At 71.7% G+C, this 17592-nt stretch carries 14 protein-coding genes, 1 pseudogene and 1 riboswitch; of the genes and pseudogenes, 9 read left to right on the forward strand and 6 right to left on the reverse strand.

The features are described from left to right. Positions 1-28: 28 nt before the first annotated feature. A complete protein-coding gene (locus ABT084_RS12540) occupies positions 29-622 on the reverse strand; it encodes a flavin reductase family protein (RefSeq protein ID WP_502968919.1) in 594 nt (197 codons plus the stop codon). Positions 623-968: 346 nt separating this feature from the next. Between ABT084_RS12540 and cdgB the strand changes: the two genes are divergently transcribed. Together cdgB and ABT084_RS12550 are read left to right on the forward strand one after the other, a co-directional pair. Next, a complete protein-coding gene (cdgB, locus tag ABT084_RS12545) occupies positions 969-2687 on the forward strand; it encodes a diguanylate cyclase CdgB (protein WP_351041642.1) in 1719 nt (572 codons plus the stop codon). Positions 2688-2766: 79 nt separating this feature from the next. Then, positions 2767-3814, forward strand: a pseudogene (locus ABT084_RS12550) (CBM35 domain-containing protein). A 40-nt stretch (positions 3815-3854) separates the two neighbouring features. Here ABT084_RS12550 and ABT084_RS12555 read toward each other — a convergent pair. From ABT084_RS12555 to ABT084_RS12565, 3 genes are all read right to left on the reverse strand, one after another. Next, positions 3855-4796 (reverse strand): 1-phosphofructokinase family hexose kinase, encoded by a 942-nt coding sequence (locus ABT084_RS12555; protein ID WP_351041645.1) that lies wholly within the window; start codon positions 4794-4796, stop codon positions 3855-3857. Between the two features lie 104 nt (positions 4797-4900). Next, the gene (nagA, locus tag ABT084_RS12560; protein ID WP_351041648.1) at positions 4901-6052 is read right to left on the reverse strand and encodes an N-acetylglucosamine-6-phosphate deacetylase; all 1152 of its coding nucleotides are present in this window, start codon (positions 6050-6052) and stop codon (positions 4901-4903) included. Further along, entirely contained in the window at positions 6052-6984 is a 933-nt protein-coding gene (locus tag ABT084_RS12565; protein ID WP_351041867.1) for an ROK family protein, read from the reverse strand. The genes nagA and ABT084_RS12565 overlap by 1 nt, the downstream gene beginning before the upstream one ends. 178 nt (positions 6985-7162) lie before the next feature. Here ABT084_RS12565 and ABT084_RS12570 point away from each other — a divergent pair, with 178 nt between their 5' ends. The 3 genes from ABT084_RS12570 to otsB are packed head-to-tail and all read left to right on the forward strand — an operon-like array spanning position 7163 to position 9644. Next, positions 7163-8467 carry an ABC transporter substrate-binding protein gene (locus ABT084_RS12570; RefSeq protein WP_502968914.1) on the forward strand — a complete coding sequence of 435 codons (1305 nt, stop codon included), beginning with the start codon at positions 7163-7165 and terminating at the stop codon, positions 8465-8467. A 49-nt stretch (positions 8468-8516) separates the two neighbouring features. Beyond that, positions 8517-8753, forward strand: a complete 237-nt coding sequence (locus ABT084_RS12575) for a DUF3263 domain-containing protein (protein ID WP_351041651.1) — start codon at positions 8517-8519, stop codon at positions 8751-8753. 33 nt (positions 8754-8786) lie between these two features. Continuing rightward, positions 8787-9644 carry a trehalose-phosphatase gene (gene otsB / locus ABT084_RS12580; protein ID WP_351041654.1) on the forward strand — a complete coding sequence of 286 codons (858 nt, stop codon included), beginning with the start codon at positions 8787-8789 and terminating at the stop codon, positions 9642-9644. A gap of 676 nt (positions 9645-10320) precedes the next feature. Here otsB and ABT084_RS12585 read toward each other — a convergent pair. Both ABT084_RS12585 and ABT084_RS12590 read right to left on the reverse strand, forming a co-directional pair. After that, positions 10321-11754, reverse strand: coding sequence for an alpha,alpha-trehalose-phosphate synthase (UDP-forming) (locus ABT084_RS12585; protein WP_351041657.1), 1434 nt, complete (start codon positions 11752-11754; stop codon positions 10321-10323). Between the two features lie 83 nt (positions 11755-11837). After that, positions 11838-12788 (reverse strand): glucosyl-3-phosphoglycerate synthase, encoded by a 951-nt coding sequence (locus tag ABT084_RS12590; RefSeq protein ID WP_351041659.1) that lies wholly within the window; start codon positions 12786-12788, stop codon positions 11838-11840. 194 nt (positions 12789-12982) lie between these two features. Further along, a riboswitch (SAM riboswitch) is annotated at positions 12983-13132 on the forward strand. 17 nt (positions 13133-13149) lie between these two features. Here ABT084_RS12590 and thrC point away from each other — a divergent pair. The 4 genes from thrC to groL all read left to right on the forward strand — a co-directional run bounded on the left by thrC (position 13150) and on the right by groL (position 17382). Continuing rightward, positions 13150-14436 (forward strand): threonine synthase, encoded by a 1287-nt coding sequence (gene thrC, locus ABT084_RS12595; protein WP_351041662.1) that lies wholly within the window; start codon positions 13150-13152, stop codon positions 14434-14436. Between the two features lie 32 nt (positions 14437-14468). Next, positions 14469-14744: a ubiquitin-like small modifier protein 1 gene (locus ABT084_RS12600; protein WP_351041665.1), complete on the forward strand. Its 276-nt coding sequence runs from the start codon at positions 14469-14471 to the stop codon at positions 14742-14744. A gap of 427 nt (positions 14745-15171) precedes the next feature. Beyond that, positions 15172-15378, forward strand: a complete 207-nt coding sequence (locus ABT084_RS12605) for a cold-shock protein (RefSeq protein ID WP_003967346.1) — start codon at positions 15172-15174, stop codon at positions 15376-15378. Positions 15379-15759: 381 nt separating this feature from the next. Continuing rightward, positions 15760-17382 (forward strand): chaperonin GroEL, encoded by a 1623-nt coding sequence (gene groL, locus ABT084_RS12610; protein WP_351041668.1) that lies wholly within the window; start codon positions 15760-15762, stop codon positions 17380-17382. The last annotated feature ends 210 nt before the right edge of the window (positions 17383-17592 follow it).

Consider the following 17592-nt stretch of genomic DNA (forward strand, 5'->3'; position numbering starts at 1 on the left):
CACGCCAGCGGGGCGGGAATGCCGGGCCTCACGCACCCAAGTGGCGGTACTTGCCGCGGAAATAGGTGAGCGGGCCGCCGCCCTCGGTGCCCCCGGCGGCCGGGATGCCCGCCGTCAGCACCCGCCCGATGACCAGGGTGTGGTCGCCCGCCTCGACGCGGCTCTCGGTGCGGCACTCCAGGGTGGCCAGCGCGCCGCCCATCAGCAGGGCGCCGGAGGCCTCGCCCCGCCGGTACGGCAGGTCCGCGAACAGCAGCCGGTCGCTGATCCGGCCCTTCATCGCGAACCGGCTCGCCACCTGCCGCTGGCTCTCGGCGAGTACGGAGACCCCCCACAGCGGCTGTTCGGCCAGCAGGTCGTCCATCCGGGACCCCTCGCGCAGGCTCACCAGGACCAGCGGCGGATCCAGGGACACCGACATGAAGGCGGTCGCCGTCATGCCGACGTCCTCGCCGTCGGGGCCGGTCGCGGACAGGGGCTCCTCGCGTGCCGTGACCAGCACCACGCCCGCCGCCAGCCGGGACATGGCCTCCCGGAACTCGTCGTTGCTCACTCCCTCAGCATGAGGGGTGGCCGGGCGGCCGGGGATCACGGCGGGGGGCACGGCGGGAATCAGGGGTATCGCGGGTCTCGTCTTCAGCACGGACGAAACGCTAGTCTCGCGTCCCCACCGGCACATCGGGCCGTGGTCCCAGGCGCCGCGCGACCCGCGGCCTAGGTCTTCCCGGCCCGACTTCCCACCGCTTTCCGGGTGCCCGGCGTATCGTTTGCTCCCGGGAATGAAGGGGAGCGCTCCCAGTCGGCAAGGGCCCCATTATCCATCTCATGTGACTTGAGTCACAGAGGGCAAGATTTGTTGACCCTGTGTACCTGCGGCACAGCTCACTGTGATTCAGTGGACGGGACACCGCAACGAAACGCCGATGACATACCTGGAGTTGCTGTCGAGGTCTCGGGGAGAGCGAGCAATGGAGACCGAGTCGGAGCCGTACGTCCGTCTTGCGACCCTGCGGCAGCTGCACAAGGTGGTCGCCGAGCTGAATACGGCCCGGAGTCTCGCGGACACCCTGCAGACCGTCGTGGACGGCATCGTCGTGGGCCTCGGCTACGAACTCGCCTGTGTCAACCTCGTCCGCCCGGACGGTGATCTGGTCGTCGCCGCCTTCGCCGGCGACCCCTCCGCGGAGGCCCTCATCACCGGTCGCGTCGGCTCCCGCGCCTCCTGGGACCGCCGTCTGACGATGGGTGAGAACTGGGACGGGCTGCGCTTCATCCCGCACACCGAGGGCTGGGTCCTGATCGAGGACGACGTCCCGCAGTGGCACACCGAGGGCCCCGATCCGCGGTTCGAGGACGAGTGGCACCCCGAGGACCGGCTCTACGCCCCCATGTACGCGTCCGCCGGGGAACTTCTGGGTGTCATTTCGGTGGACAGGCCGCGCAACGGGCGCCGCCCCGGCGCGTGGGGGCGCGAAGCGCTGCAGATGTACGCGTTCCAAGCGGCGATTGCGATCAGCAACGCGCGGCTGCGCGCGAACATGCAGCGGGCCCTGGTCCGGCTCGAACGCGAGCAGCAGGCGCTGCGGGCCAGCGAGGAGTCGTTCCGCCAGGCCTTCGAATACGCGCCCAGCGGCATGGCGATCGCCGAGATGGGCGGTGACCAGCACGGGCGGCTGCTGCGCACCAACGACGCGCTGTGCCGGCTGCTCGGCCGGCCCGCCTCCGTCCTGCGCCGCTACTCCTTCTCCGACCTCGTGCACCCCGAGGACATCGGCACCCTGCTGCGGACCTCCGCCGAGGGCGGCCGGGCCGAGCTGCGGCTCGGGCGGCGCGACGGCACGTATGTATGGGTGTCGCTGCGCAACTCCGTGGTGGCGGACGCGGCCGACGGGCCCCGTTTCCTGCTCACCCACGTCGAGGACATCGAGGAGCGCAAGCGGCACGAGCTCCAGCTCGCCCACCGGGCCAGCCACGACGCGCTGACCGGACTGCCCAACAGCGCCGAACTGCGGGCCCGGCTCGGCGCGCGGCTGTGCCGCAGACCCCAGTCGGTGCGGGCGACGGCGGTGGAGGCCCTGGACGCGGCCTACGAGGGGCGGAGCGAGGCGGGTGGTGCCGGTGAGCACGGGTTTCGGCCCGACGGCGGCCCCGACCCCTTCGAGTTCCCCGGCGTGCCCGGGCAGACCGGCGGCCCGGGAGGCCCCGGCGGGCCCGGCGGCCCGGGGGGAGTGGGACCGTACGACCACCACGTGCACACGGTGGCGCCCGAGACGGAGATCGACGACGGGACCAAGGGACTCGCGGTGCTCTTCTGCGACCTCGACGGGTTCAAATCGATCAATGACCGGTTCGGGCACCACACCGGGGACGCGGTGCTCATCGAGGTGGCACGGCGGCTGACGACCGGTGTCAGGGACGGGGACACCGTCGCCCGGCTGGGTGGGGACGAGTTCGTGGTGCTGGCCGACGGGCTGGGCGCCGCGGACGCCGCCGACCTGGCCGTCCGGCTGCGCAACGCGATCATCCCGCCGATCCGGGTGGACGGCCGGGCGGTCCGCGTGGGGGCGAGTTTCGGAATCGGCTGGGCGAGCTGCGGGATGTCCGCGGATGAGGTGCTGCGCTCCGCCGACCAGCGGATGTACATCGAGAAGCGGTCACGGTCCAAGGCGCACCGCAGGGCGGGCTGAGCCCGTCGTCGGGGTGGTAGAGCGCCTGGAGCGCGCCTGTTCGAGGTAGGCTCCCGTGGGTCGAAAGGAGTGACCTGAGATGACGACGCCCGCGAACCACGGCTCGAACGGTGGGGCGAACCAGCCCGAGGACGACGATCCGTTCGGCTACCTCTACGAGGACGGGCAGGCGGCCGGTGCCACACCGCCCGGACAGGGTGGTGGATACGGCTACCCCGGCCCCGCCGGTGGCGCGCAGCCAGGTGTCCCCAGGACCTCCTACAACCAGGTGCGCACGGTAGGCGACCGCCCGTCGTACGGCGGCCAGCGCGGCCAGGTCCCCTACCAGCAGGGCCCGAACGGCCCGGCCCCGGGCCAGCAGGCCGCGTACCAGCAGCCGGGCCAGCCCCCCCTACCAGGCGCAGTACCAGGCCCCGGAGACGATCCAGACGGGCTACGGCGTCCCGCCGCACCAGCCCCCGCACCACGGCCAGCAGGGCCCGCCGCACGGCGGCGGCTCCGGCTCCAGCCGCCGGGGCATGCTGATCGCGGCCGGTGCCGTGGTCGCCGCCGTGGCGATCGGCATCGGCGCGGCCGTGGCCTTCGGCAACGACGATTCGGACAAGGACAAGGCGGACGGCAAGAACACCGGCCCGACCCAGTCCCAGTCGCGGCAGCCGTCCGGCGAGCCGAGCGGATCGCCGTCGCCCTCGGCGTCGGCGGCGAAGCTGCCGAAGGCGGACGCGACCGGTTCCGGCTTCGCCCTGGCGGGCGGCGCGGGCGTGCAGAACAGCGTGCCGGGCGCCAAGTCGAGCACCGGGCAGTACGTGGGCGGGTTCAACAAGCCCGGTGCGTCGCTGACCTGGTCGCTGGACGTGCCGAAGGAGGGGTCGTACAAGCTGAAGATGACGTACGGCGTCCCGGGCAAGGACGGCACCACCACGCTGACCGTCAACGGCGAGGCGCAGACCCGCCCGATCAACATGAAGAACTGGGCGAACGCGAAGCCCGGCGAGTGGGACAAGGGCTGGACCAACACCTACTCGCTGGTCGACCTCAAGTCGGGCGCGAACACCATCAAGATCTCGTGCGAGACGGGCAACCAGTGCGACGTGCTCATCGACCAGCTGTGGCTCGAGGCGAACTGACGCCGCTCCCCGCAGCCACCACCCGCACGGGCGCGCCCGGTCACTGACCGGGTGGCCGCGAGACGGTGACCGACCCCCGTACCTCCTCGTAGGTGCGGGGGTCGAACTCTCCCGCCACCGGGGAGTGCACGGTGGCCGCCGAGAGGGCGACCGCGCGGGCCAGCCGGTCGGGCCAGTCGAGGCCCTCGGCCAGGGCCGACAGGAGGCCCGCGACGGCGGAGTCCCCGGCTCCGGTGGGGTTGCCGGACAGGGCGCGGGGCGGGGCGGCCTGCCAGGTGCCCTGGGGAGTGGCCGCGAGCAGGCCCGCCGGGCCCAGCGAGGTGATCACCGCGTGGGCGCCGCGCCGGCGGGCGTCGCGGGTGGCGGGGAGCGGTTCGCGGGAGCCGGTCAGCTCGGCGAGTTCGGCGGCGTTCGGCTTGATCATCTCGGGGCGGGCGGCGATCCCGCGCCGCAGGGCCTCGCCGCTGGTGTCGAGGAGGACCGGGACGCCGGCCGCGCGGGCCGCGCGGACGAGCACCGCGTACGCGCCGACGGGGACGCCGGGCGGCAGGCTGCCGCACAGGGCGACCGCGGCGACGGGGCGCGCGGAGGACCGTACGAGGGCGTCGTAGTGCTCCAGGAAGGCGGCCCATTCGGCGGGCGTGATCAGCGGGCCCGGTTCGTTGAACTGGGTGGTGTCGCCGGTCGCGGCGTCGGCCACGGCCAGGGTGCGCCGGGTGGGGCCCGCGCAGGGCAGGAGCGCGTCGACGACGCCGGGCGCGTGGGCCGCCAGGCCCGTACGGACCGCCGCGCCCGCGGGGCCGCCCGCGAAACCGGTGGCGGTGACCTCGTGGCCGAGCGCGGCGAGCACCCGGGCCACGTTGAGGCCCTTGCCGCCGGGGCGCTCGATGACGTCGCTCACCCGGTGCGAGGCGTGCGGCAGCAGCCTCGGCACCCGATAGGTGACATCGAGTGCGGTGTTGAGCGTGACGGTGACGATCATGCGGCGGGACCCCCGGGTTTCGGTCTGCCGGGATCATGCCAAACAGAAGGCGGTCGGCCCAGTCCCCCGGGCCGACCGCCCGTGCCGGTGCACCGGTTGGCCGCTCAGACGGCCGGGGTGACGATCCATTCGCCGCGCCGCATGACGCCCTTGACGTCGAAGTCCGCGTCGAGGACGACGAGGTCGGCGTACTTGCCGGGCTCCAGCGAGCCGACCTGGTCGTATACGCCGATCAGCCGGGCCGGGTTCGCGGAGATCGCCTGGACGACGGACTCGACCGGCAGCCGGTCCAGGGTCACCGACCGCTTGAACGCGGTGTCCAGGGTCAGCGTCGAGCCCGCGATGGACCCGCCCTCGACGAGCCGGGCCACGCCGTCCTTGACCTCGACCTCCAGCGGACCGAGGTGGTAGGTGCCGTCGCCGAAGCCCGCCGCGTCCATCGCGTCGGTGATCAGCGCGACGCGGTGCGCGCCCGCGTGGTGGAAGGCCAGCTCCAGCATCGCCGGGTGCAGGTGGGTGCCGTCGTTGATCAGCTCGACGGTGATCCGCTCGTCCTCCAGCAGCGCCGCGATCGGGCCGGGCGCGCGGTGCTCCATGCCGGGCATCGCGTTGTAGAGGTGGGTGGCGACGGTGGCGCCCGCGTCGATGGCCTGGCGGGTCTGCTCGTACGTGGAGTCGGTGTGCCCGATCGCGGCGATCACCCCCTGCTCGGCCAGCAGGCGTACGGAGTCCAGCCCGCCCGGCAGCTCGGTGGCCAGCGTGAACATCCGGGCGGCGCCGTGCGCGGCGTCCATCAGCTTGCGGACCTCGGCCGGGTCCGGGTGGCGCAGCAGGTCTTCCTTGTGCGCGCCCTTGCGGCAGGGGTTGATGAACGGCCCCTCGAAGTGGATGCCCGCGATCTCGCCCTGCTGGGTCAGCTCGGCGAGCAGCGCGGCCCGCCGGGCCAGCTCGTCGAGATCGCCGGTGACGGTCGAGGCGACCAGCGTGGTGGTGCCGTGCTCGCGGTGGGTCCGTACGCCCTTGAGGATCTCCTCGGGGGTGCCGGAGGTGAAGGAGGCGCCGCCACCACCGTGGTTGTGCATGTCCACGAAGCCGGGGACGATCCAGTGCCCCGCCAGGTCCAGGGCCCGCGCGTCCTCGCGCGCGCTGCCGGCGATGCGCTCGCCCTCGACGATGACGCGGCCGCCCGTGACGGTCCCGGTGGGCAGCACCACCTTGGCGCCGGAGAGAACGGTGCTGTGTGCGCTTCCGGCCATCAGGCAGGTACCTCCGTGGCGAGTAGGTCCCAGGCGAGCAGACCCGCGCCCAGGCATCCGGCCGTGTCCCCGAGGGCCGCCGGAACGATCTCGGGCAGTCGCTGGAACGTCACGCGTTCCTCGACGGCGGCCCGAAGTGGTGTGAACAAGGTTTCTCCGGCCTCGGCCAGCCCGCCACCGATGATCAGCGTGCGCGGATCCAGCAGCGTGAGGGCGGTGACCAGACCGTCGGCGAGGGCGCCGACCGCGGCGAGCCAGACCTCCAGGGCGCGCGGATCGCCGGACTCGACGGCCTTGGCGCAGTCGGCCGCGTCCGCGGCGGGGTCGCCGGAGGCGGCGGCCCACGCGCGGGTGACGGCGGAGGCGGAGGCGAGGGTCTCCAGGCAGCCGTACTGGCCGCAGCCGCAGGCGGGGCCGCCGGGGCGGACCACGATGTGGCCGATCTCGCCCGCGTAGCCGTGCGCGCCGGCCTCGATCCGGCCCGCGATGCCGATGGCGCCCGCGATGCCGGTGCCGAGCGGTACGAAGAGGAAGCGGTCGGCGCCCCGGCCCGCGCCGATGCGGCCCTCGGCGAGGCCGCCGGTGCGCACGTCGTGGCCGAGGGCCACCGGGATGCCGCCGAGCCGACTGCTGAGCAGGGCGCGCATCGGTACGTCGCGCCAGCCCAGGTTCGCCGCGTACACGGCGATCCCGTTCTCGGCGTCGACGATCCCGGGGACGGCGACTCCGGCGGCGGAGGCGGGCTGTCCGTACCGCTGGACCCCCAGGTCGCGCAGCTCGGCGGCGAACTCCAGGATCGACTCGACGACGGCATCGGGGCCCCGGTCGCGGCCGGTGGCCCGGCGCGCCTCGTGGAGCAGCGAGCCGTCCCCGGCGACGAGGGCGGCCTTCATCCCGGTGCCGCCCACATCGAGGGCGATGACGTGTTTCACGGGTTTCACAGGTGACAGTCTCGCGTGCTGGACGGGGAAAGGTCTAGTCCACTGAGGGGGATTGTTGAGTAGCCATACAAATGGGGGACCGCGATCCCCGTCCGGTTGTGGACACTCGGCGAAAGTGGTGTAGACCTTACGTGGATCGTACGTACAACCATGGGGTGGACCGAGAGCTGTGAGAGCCCGTTTCCTGAGCCTGGCGGCCTGCGGCGCCGCACTCTGCATGACCGTGACGCTGACCGGCTGCGGAAGCGAGGTCCTCGCCGGGAACAACGAGGTGACCCTGCACGTCGTGGCGGCCGACTACGGGGACAATCCGGGGAATTCCTCCACCAAGTACTGGAAGGACCTCGCGCACCGCTTCGAGAAGGACCACAGCGGCGTCAAGGTCGAGGTGAACGTCTACTCCTGGACCGAGGTCGACGCCAAGGTCGCCGGGATGGTCAAGGCGGGCAAGGCCCCCGACATCGCGCAGATCGGCGCCTACGCCGACTACGCCGCCGCCGACAAGCTCTACACCGCCGACGAGCTGCTCTCCGTACAGACCGAGGCCGACTTCCTCGCGCCGCTCGCCGACGCGGGCAAGGTCAAGCGGGTCCAGTACGGCATGCCCTTCGTGGCCAGTACCCGGCTCCTCTTCTACAACGAGAAGCTCTTCGCCGACGCGGGCATCATCCCGGCGAGCGCCGTCGGCACCGGCAAGGGCTGGCAGCCCAAGTCCTGGTCCGAGCTGGAGTCGGCCGCCAAGAAGCTCAAGGCGGCCAAGGTCCCGACCCCCTTCGCGCTGCCGCTGGGCCGCGAGGAGGCGCAGGCCGAGACCATGAACTGGCTGCTGGCGGGCGGTGGCGGCTACACCGACAACGAGGAGTCCTACGCGCTGGACTCCCCGGACAACGTCAAGACCTTCGAGTACCTGCGCGACACCCTGGTCGGCGGTGGCCTGACCGGCCCCGTCGAGCCCGCCAAGCTGGACCGGCAGGCCGCCTTCGACGGCTTCACGCGCGGTGAGGTCGGCATGCTCAACGGCCACCCGACGCTGATCAAGCAGGCCACGGCCAAGGGCGTGAAGTTCGGCATGGTCGCCCTGCCGACCGCCGACGGCGCGGACAAGCCCGCCATGGGCGTCGCCGACTGGGTCATGGCCTTCAAGAACGGCCACCGCAAGGAATCGGGCAAGTTCCTCGACTTCCTCTACTCGGCCGAGAACCAGACCGCCTTCACCGGGCAGTACGACCTGCTGCCGGTCACCACCAGCGGCTACCGGTCGATGGACGCGGCCACCGGGGCGGGCGCCGGCCAGCTCAAGACCTTCCTCCAGGCGCTGCCGACCTCGCGGCTCTACCCCGTCGGCAAGAAGTCGTGGTCGGGCGTGAGCGAGAACATCAAGCAGAACATCGGCAAGACCGTCCAGCCGGGCGGGCAGCCCGCGAAGACGCTGGAGGAGATGGCGCGCTCGGCGCGTGCGGAGGACGCGCACTGATCGTCCAGCTCCTGCTCCTGCTGTCGGTGGCCGGAGTTAATCTGGAGGTATGACGGAGGGCGGGCGGTTGACGGAGACGGAGGCCGCCGTGCTCGCGTACGAGGGGCGTACCTGGCCCGGTCCCGGCGCCAAGGAGCGGGCGATACGGGAACGGCTGGGGATGTCCCCCGTCCGCTACTACCAGCTGCTCAACGCCCTGATGGACGACCCGCGGGCGCTGGCGCACGCGCCCGGTACGGTCAACCGGCTCCGCAGGCTGCGCGAAGCGCAGCGGGCCCGGCGATAGCCCTCCCCGGAGGGGACCGTTAGGGTCGTGCGTATGGGGAGCCATCCGCACAGCACGCCCGCCGACAGCCTGCCGGTGCCCGTGACCGCCGCCGGACGCGAGGGGCTCGACGCCCTGCTCCGGAATCCGGGCCGGTCCGTGATCGCCCTCGATTTCGACGGCACGCTCGCCGAGATCGTGCCCGACCCCGACCAGGCGCGCGCCCACGCCGACGCCGTGCCGGCGCTGGCCGCGCTCGCGCCGAAGGTCGCGTCGGTGGCCGTGGTCACCGGGCGGCCCGCGGGGGTCGCGGTGCGGTACGGGGGGTTCGCGGGGGTGCCGGGGCTGGAGCACCTCGTCGTCCTCGGGCACTACGGCGCCGAGCGCTGGGACGCCGTCACCGGGACCGTGCACGCGCCCGCCGAACACCCCGGGGTGGCGGCGCTGCGGGCCGAGCTGCCGGGGTTCCTGGACGCCATCGGGGCGTGGCGCGGCACCTGGATCGAGGAGAAGGGGCGGGCGCTGGCCGTCCACACCCGGCGGGCCGCCGATCCCGCGGCCGCGTTCGAGGCGTTGCGGGGGCCGCTGGCCGAGCTGGCGGCGCGGCACGGGCTGATGGTGGAGCCGGGGCGGGCGGTGCTGGAGCTGCGGCCGCCGGGGATGGACAAGGGCGTGGCCCTCACCGAGTACCTGGCGGAGACCGGGGCCGAGGCGGTGCTGTACGCCGGGGACGACCTGGGGGACCTTGCGGCGTTCGCGGCCGTGGAGAAGCTGCGGGGGGAGGGCGTGCCGGGGCTCCTGCTGTGCAGCGGCTCGGCCGAAGTCCCCGAACTCGCGGCCCGAGCCGACCTGACCCTGGCGGGTCCCCCCGAAATCGCGGCCTTCCTGACCACCCTGTCCGCAGCCCTGTAACCGCGCGCCCGCCACCCGCCCCGCCGGGGCCGACGAGGCTGAGGGGTGGCCGGTCCCGGTGGGCCGCCTGCGGCTGCTCATGCCCTCCGGGGGCGCTGGGGGTGTGCCCGGCGGGGGTGGCCGGTCCCGGTGGGTCGCCTGCGGCTCGCTGTGCCCTCCGGGGGCGCCTCAATCGCCGGCGAGGCTGAGGGTGGTGCGGCGCGCTGCCAGGGCTGGGGGTGGCCGGTCCCGGTGGGTCGCCTGCGGCTCGCTGCGCCCTCCGGGGGCGCCTCAATCGCCGGCGGGGCTGAGGGTGGTGCGGCGCGCTGCCAGGCTGGGGCTGGCCGGTCCCGGTGGGTCGCCTGTGGCTCGCTGTGCCCTCCGGGGGCGCCTCAATCGCCGGCGGGGCTGAGGGTGGTGCGGCGCGCTGCCAGGCTGAGGGGTGGCCGGGTCCGGTGGGTTGCCTGCGGCTTGCTGTGCCCTCCGGGGGCGCCTCAATCGCCGGCGGGGCTGGGGGTGTGCCCGGCTGGGGGATTGCCCGGAGGGCAATTTCAGCCGCCCGGCGTTTGAGGGCCCGCCGGAGGCAACACCAGCCCGCCCGGCGTTTGAGGGCAAAGCCTCAGCCCGCCCGGCGGTTGAGGGCAGTACACGGGCCGAGCGGGCGTATTCCAGCCCGCCCGGCGTTTGAGGGCGAGGGTCAGGGCGCGGCCAGGGCCGACAGCTGGGATTCGAACCAGGTCGACGGGGGGAGGGCCGTGGCGTGGGCGGCCAGACGCTTCGTGCGCTCCGCCCGCTCGGCCGACGGCATCGACAGGGCCGCGTGCAGCGCGGCCGCGGTCTCCGTGACGTCGTACGGGTGCACCGTCAACGCATCCTCCCGCAGCTCCTCGTACGCCCCCGCCCCCGTCGACAGGACCAGCACGCACCCCGCCTCCGACACCACCGGGATCTCCTTGGCGACCAGGTTCATCCCGTCCCGCACCGGGTTCACCAGCGCCACGTCCGCCAGCCGGTACGCCGCCAGCGAGCGCGCGAAGTCGTCCTCCACCGAGACCAGCACCGGCTGCCAGTCCGGCGTGCCGAGCTCCGTGTTGATCTCCGCCGCCAGCTCTCTCACCGCCTGCGTGTACGACCGGTAGACGGCCAGGTCCTGCCGGGACGGATAGGCGGACGCCAGGTGCACCACGCGGCCGCGCCACTCGGGGTGGACCGTCAGCAGCTCCCGGTAGGCCAGCAGCCCGCGCAGGATGTTCTTCGACAGCTCCGTGCGGTCCACCCGGACGATGGCCTTGCGCCCCGCGACCTCCGCCCGCAGCGCCGCCAGCTTGTCGTTCACCTCCGGCCGGTGGGCCAGCTTCCGCAGCTCGTCGCCGTCCACGCCCAGCGGGAACACCCGGACCGAGGTGGTCCGGTCCCCCCACGCCTCGTGCCGCCGGTGGGCGATCTCCTCGCCGTCCGCCGTGGCCACCCCGTGGCCGTCGTCCAGGGTCATCGCGTCCAGGAACGCCCGGGCCCACGCGTGCGTGTGGAAGCCCACCACGTCGGCGCCGAGCATCCCCCAGAGCAGCTCCTCGCGGACGTACGAGGGCAGGATGCGCAGGTAGTCGTACGAGGCCCACGGGGTGTGGGTGAAGTGCGCGATCAGCAGATCCGGCCGCAGCACCCGCAGCATCCCGGGCACCAGCGCCAGGTGGTAGTCCTGCACCAGGACCCGCGCGCCCTGCTCCGCCTCCTCGGCCAGCGCCTCGGCGAAGGAGCGGTTGTAGGCGACGTACGACTCCCACGCCCGGTGGAACGCCGCGTCGAAGACCGGCTCGCGCGGGACGTCGTACAGGTGGTGGTGGGTGAACCAGAGCACCGAATTGGCGATGGCGTTGTACGCGTCGTCATAGACGGCGGGATCGATGTCCAGCATCCGGACACCCGGCTCGGAAACCCCCCGCCGCACCGCCTCGCGGTCCGCGTCGGACAGCGCCGCGCAGATCCACAGCGCCTCCGGCTGGCGGGAAAGGGCGGCGGAGAGACCGGAGACGAGACCGCCTCCGCCGCGCCGGGCACTGAGCGTGCCGTCGGCGTCGAGGGCGTACGAGAGCGGGCCGCGGTTGGCGGCGACGAGTACCTGAGAGGCCATGCGGGCAACCTAGCCCGCGGGCGCGGGGCTCAAACCGTGACAACCGTCATGGCCCCTGCCACCCGCGCCCGCCGCTTCCGCCGTCACGCCACCCGCCGGCGGGCGTACTCCTCGACCTCCCGCATCGGCGGCCGCTCCACCGTGTCCACCGGGTAGGTGCGCGGCTCGAAACCGTCCGGGCCGCGCTCGAACTGGGTCAGCTCCGGCCGCACCAGGTGCCCGCGCGACAGCCGCAGCTGCGCGGTCCGGTAGATCGCGGCGGCCATCCGGCCCAGCGCCCGGCCGTCCTGGTGCCGGTGCAGCCGGACCCCGACGTCCACCTGCGCCAGCGCGTCCAGGCCCGCCGTGTGCAGCGCGTCCACCAGCAGGCCCAGCTCCACGCCGTAGCCGACGGGGAACGGCAGCCGCTCCAGCAGGGAGCGGCGTACGGCGTACTCGCCGCCCAGCGGCTGGACGAATCCGGCCAGCTGCGGCCAGTGCAGGTTCAGCAGCGGGCGGGCCACCAGCTCGGTGACCCGGCCGCCCTGGCCGGGGGCGTCGCCGAGGGGGCGGTCGTACATCGCCTTGACGAACTGCACGTCCGGATCGGTCAGCAGCGGGCCGACGATCCCGGAGACGAAGGTGGCCGAGAAGTCGCGCAGGTCGGCGTCGACGAAACAGACGATGTCCCCCGTGGTGACCAGCAGCGAGCGCCACAGCACCTCGCCCTTGCCGGGCAGTGCCGGGACCCGCGGCAGGATGTCGTCGCGGTGCACCACGCGGGCGCCGGCCTTCTCGGCGACCTCCGAGGTGCGGTCGCTCGAGCCGGAGTCGATGACGACGAGTTCGTCGACGAGCGGGACGGGCAGGCGGGCCATGAGGTCACGGCGGATGACCTCGACGATCGCGCCGACCGTCGCCTCCTCGTCAAGGGCGGGCAGGACGACGCTGACCGTGACGCCCGATGCCCGCTTGGCCGAAAGGAGCTGCTCCAACGGTCGGTCGGTGGCGGACCAGGAGCGGGCCCCCAGCCAGCGCTCCACCTCTTCCAGCACCTTCAGCACTCCTTGATTCCGTTGTGACCCGGCCATCGATATGGCCGATATGTGATCCATCTCGCGGTTCGGACGGCTGTCTCAACCGCCCATGCCTTCGGTTACAGTCTTGAACAACGCGGAGACCCCTCGCATGTCGGGGGTCCCCACGAACAAACGCACGGGTGCGCCGCCAAGGCGCGTTCGCGCCATACCGCTCATCCAGAGGGGCAGAGGGATACGGCCCGTTGAAGCCCCGGCAACCCTCCAGTCGGTCTCGCGATTCTGCAAAGTCAGCGAGGTCCCCGGCTAGGGAAGGTGCCAAATCCGTCTCGTGGCGAAGTGCGCCACGGGGAAGATGAGGAGAAAGGGCCTCGCCGTCATGGCTGTACAGACTCACCCCACCTCTGCCGCGACCTCCGTCGATCTCGGACCCGCCGCCGGACTTTCCTGCCGCGAGTGCGGTACCCGCTTCGAGCTGGGTCCCATTTTCGCCTGTGCCGAGTGTTTCGGTCCGCTGGAAGTCGCATACGACCTTCCGACCGGTGACCCCGAGGCGCTGCGCGCCGCGATCGAGGCCGGCCCGGACAACATCTGGCGCTACGCGCCGCTGCTGCCCGTCCCCGCCGACGTGGCCTCGAAGCCGAACCTGAACCCTGGCTTCACCAAGCTCGTGGACGCCGAGAACCTGGCCAAGGAGCTGGGCTTCACCGGCAAGCTCTACGTCAAGGACGACTCCGGCAATCCGACGCACTCCTTCAAGGACCGGGTCGTCGCGATCGCCGTCGAGGCCGCCCGCGCCTTCGGCTTCACCACGCTCTCCTGCTCCTCCACGGGCAACCTGGCCGGGGCCGTCGGCGCCGCCGCCGCCCGGGCCGGACTGCGCTCCTGCGTGTTCATCCCGCACGACCTGGAGCAGGGCAAGGTCGTCATGGCCGGTGTGTACGGCGGCGAGCTGGTCGGCATCGAGGGCAACTACGACGACGTCAACCGGTTCTGCTCGGAACTGATCGGCGACCCGCTCGGCGAGGGCTGGGGCTTCGTCAACGTCAACCTGCGCCCGTACTACGGCGAGGGTTCCAAGACGCTGGCCTACGAGATCTGCGAGCAGCTCGGCTGGCAGCTGCCCGACCAGATCGTCATCCCGATCGCGTCCGGCTCGCAGCTCACGAAGATCGACAAGGGTCTGCAGGAGCTGATCAAGCTCGGCCTGGTCGAGGACAAGCCGTACAAGATCTTCGGTGCCCAGGCCGAGGGCTGCTCCCCCGTCTCGACCGCCTTCAAGGCCGGTCACGACGTGGTCCGCCCGCAGAAGCCCAACACCATCGCCAAGTCGCTCGCCATCGGCAACCCGGCCGACGGCCCGTACGTCCTGGACATCGCCCGCCGTACGGGTGGCTACGTCGAGGACGTCACCGACGAGCAGGTCGTCGAGGCCATCAAGATCCTGGCGCAGACCGAGGGCATCTTCGCCGAGACCGCGGGCGGCGTGACCGTCGGCGTGACGAAGAAGCTGGTCGAGAACGGGCAGCTCGACCCGGCGCTGACCACGGTGGTCCTGAACACCGGCGACGGGCTCAAGACCCTGGAGGCCGTGGCCGCCGACAGCGGCCAGAGCGCCACCATCCGCCCGAGCCTGGAGGCGTTCCGCGCCGCCGGGCTGGCCTGACCACCCCCCGACCCCCGGAAGGCAGTAGCGCCATGAGCGTCAACGTCCGCATCCCCACCATCCTGCGCACCTACACCGGCGGTCAGTCGGAGGTCTCCGCCGAGGGCGCCACCCTCAGCGAGGTCATCGACTCCCTGGAGCAGAGCCACCCGGGCATCGCCGCCCGCGTGCTCGACGACCAGGGCAAGCTGCGCCGCTTCGTGAACGTCTACGTCAACGACGACGACGTGCGCTTCGAGAGCGGGCTGCAGACCCCGACGCCCGACGGCGTGGGCGTCTCGATCATTCCCGCGGTCGCGGGCGGCTGACCTTCCGGGTCGGCGCCGCGCCGGGCCCGCGCGCGGGTTCGTGTGAGCCGAAAACCTGAATTGCCCCCTCCGGTAAGAAACGGAGGGGGCAATTCTGCTTGATTGGGCGCGGTAGAGTTGGGGAAGTCCCCGCCGCTGTTCTTGCCCGCCGCATATGAACGGGTCGCGGAAGGGTTGACATTGAGTCAACATGCAAGCGCGCTATGGGTAGTTGGCGCGCTTTGTCCGGCCCGAGTTGCCCCGGAATATTCCAGGTTTTCACCCTATTTCAATCTTTTGGCGTGTCCAGAATTCTCGTCGGAATGACCTGTTGCAGACAGCAGCGGTGCGGATACATTCAGCCCCGGTCGAGGCGTTCCGGCGCAAGTTCTGACCCGGGACCGCGAAGTGCGGTCCCGCGCAAGGGCCAGTAATAGGGGAGTTAGGCATGGCTCAGGGCACCGTCAAGTGGTTCAACGCGGAGAAGGGCTACGGCTTCATCGCGGTCGACGGTGGTGCGGATGTGTTCGTCCACTACAGCGCCATCCAGATGGACGGGTACCGCACCCTTGAAGAAGGTCAGCGGGTCGAGTTCGAGATCTCGCAGGGCCAGAAGGGTCCGCAGGCGGACATGGTCAAGCTCGCAGTCGGCTAGCCGGAGCGATCGACCACCGACACGCGACGCGAGGGGCCCGCATCCTGAGACCAGGATGCGGGCCCCTCGTGCGTCCGGAGCCGCCCCCGGGCCCGTCCGGAGCCGACGTGGGGCCCGCCCGGAGCTGTCCCAGGGCCCGCCCGGGCCCGTCCGGAGGCCGCGCCGTTCACCGGGTGTTCCCCGAAGCCGCTTGCACTCGAGGGTGCCGAGTGCTAATCATTGGCGTTAGCACTCTCCTAGTGAGAGTGCTACCTAAACGAGGACCGGGTCAGTGAGGCCCAGGGGTCCGGCGGGAAGAAACCGCCGGGCACGCAGGCCGTCCGTCGCGGGCGCGGGCGCGGTCCGGGAGCAATCCACCGCTGTCCGGGAGGACCACTTCAGATGGCCAAGATCATTGCGTTCAACGAGGAGGCCCGGCGCGGTCTCGAGCGAGGCATGAACCAGCTCGCCGACGCCGTCAAGGTCACCCTTGGCCCCAAGGGTCGCAACGTCGTCCTTGAGAAGAAGTGGGGCGCGCCCACGATCACCAACGATGGTGTCTCCATCGCCAAGGAGATCGAGCTCGAGGACCCGTACGAGAAGATCGGCGCCGAGCTGGTCAAGGAAGTCGCCAAGAAGACGGACGACGTCGCCGGCGACGGTACGACCACCGCCACCGTGCTGGCCCAGGCGCTCGTCCGCGAGGGTCTGCGCAACGTGGCCGCCGGTGCGAACCCGATGGCCCTCAAGCGTGGTATCGAGAAGGCCGTCGAGGCCGTCTCCGCCGCCCTGCTGGCTCAGGCCAAGGATGTCGAGACCAAGGAGCAGATCGCTTCGACCGCCTCCATCTCGGCCGCCGACACCCAGATCGGCGAGCTCATCGCCGAGGCCATGGACAAGGTCGGCAAGGAAGGCGTCATCACGGTCGAGGAGTCGCAGACCTTCGGCCTGGAGCTCGAGCTCACCGAGGGCATGCGCTTCGACAAGGGCTACATCTCGGCGTACTTCGCCACCGACATGGAGCGCATGGAGTCGTCCCTCGACGACCCGTACATCCTGATCGTCAACTCGAAGATCGGCTCGGTCAAGGACCTGCTGCCGCTCCTCGAGAAGGTCATGCAGTCCGGCAAGCCGCTGCTGATCATCGCCGAGGACGTCGAGGGCGAGGCCCTGTCGACCCTGGTCGTCAACAAGATCCGCGGCACCTTCAAGTCCGTCGCCGTCAAGGCTCCGGGCTTCGGCGACCGCCGCAAGGCCATGCTCGGTGACATCGCCATCCTCACGGGCGGCACCGTCATCTCCGAGGAGGTCGGTCTCAAGCTCGAGAACGCGGGCCTCGACCTGCTCGGCCGCGCCCGCAAGGTCGTCATCACCAAGGACGAGACCACGATCGTCGACGGTGCCGGTGACAGCGACCAGGTCCAGGGTCGCGTCAACCAGATCCGCGCCGAGATCGAGAACTCCGACTCGGACTACGACCGCGAGAAGCTCCAGGAGCGCCTCGCGAAGCTGGCCGGCGGCGTGGCCGTCATCAAGGCCGGTGCCGCGACGGAGGTTGAGCTCAAGGAGCGCAAGCACCGCATCGAGGACGCCGTCCGCAACGCCAAGGCGGCCGTCGAAGAGGGCATCGTCGCCGGTGGTGGCGTGGCCCTGCTCCAGGCCTCCGCGGTCTTCGAGAAGCTCGAGCTCACGGGCGACGAGGCGACCGGTGCCAACGCCGTGAAGCTCGCGCTCGAGGCCCCGCTCAAGCAGATCGCCGTCAACGGTGGTCTCGAGGGCGGCGTCGTCGTCGAGAAGGTGCGCAACCTGCCGATCGGTCACGGCCTGAACGCCGCGACCGGCGAGTACGTCGACATGATCGCCGAGGGCATCATCGACCCGGCGAAGGTCACGCGCTCCGCTCTGCAGAACGCCGCGTCCATCGCCGCGCTGTTCCTCACCACCGAGGCCGTCATCGCCGACAAGCCCGAGAAGGCCGGTGCCCCCGCGGGCGGCGGCATGCCGGGTGGTGACATGGACTTCTGATCGACCCCGGCTCCGGCCACGGTTCGATCGGCTGTTCTTCGTACGAGGGCGGCACTCCCCACCGGGGGGTGCCGCCCTCGGGCGTTTCCGGGGGCGCCGCGTTCCCCGGCGGCCGCGTGCGAAAGAAGGTGCCCGCGGCGCGCGACATCCCGGCGCCCCGCGTAGTCAAGAGGGGTATGCACGCGGATCACAGGACGAGGGAACAGGCGG

The organism is Streptomyces sp. NPDC002138 (assembly GCF_040296485.1).
In the GTDB taxonomy this organism is placed as follows: domain Bacteria; phylum Actinomycetota; class Actinomycetes; order Streptomycetales; family Streptomycetaceae; genus Streptomyces.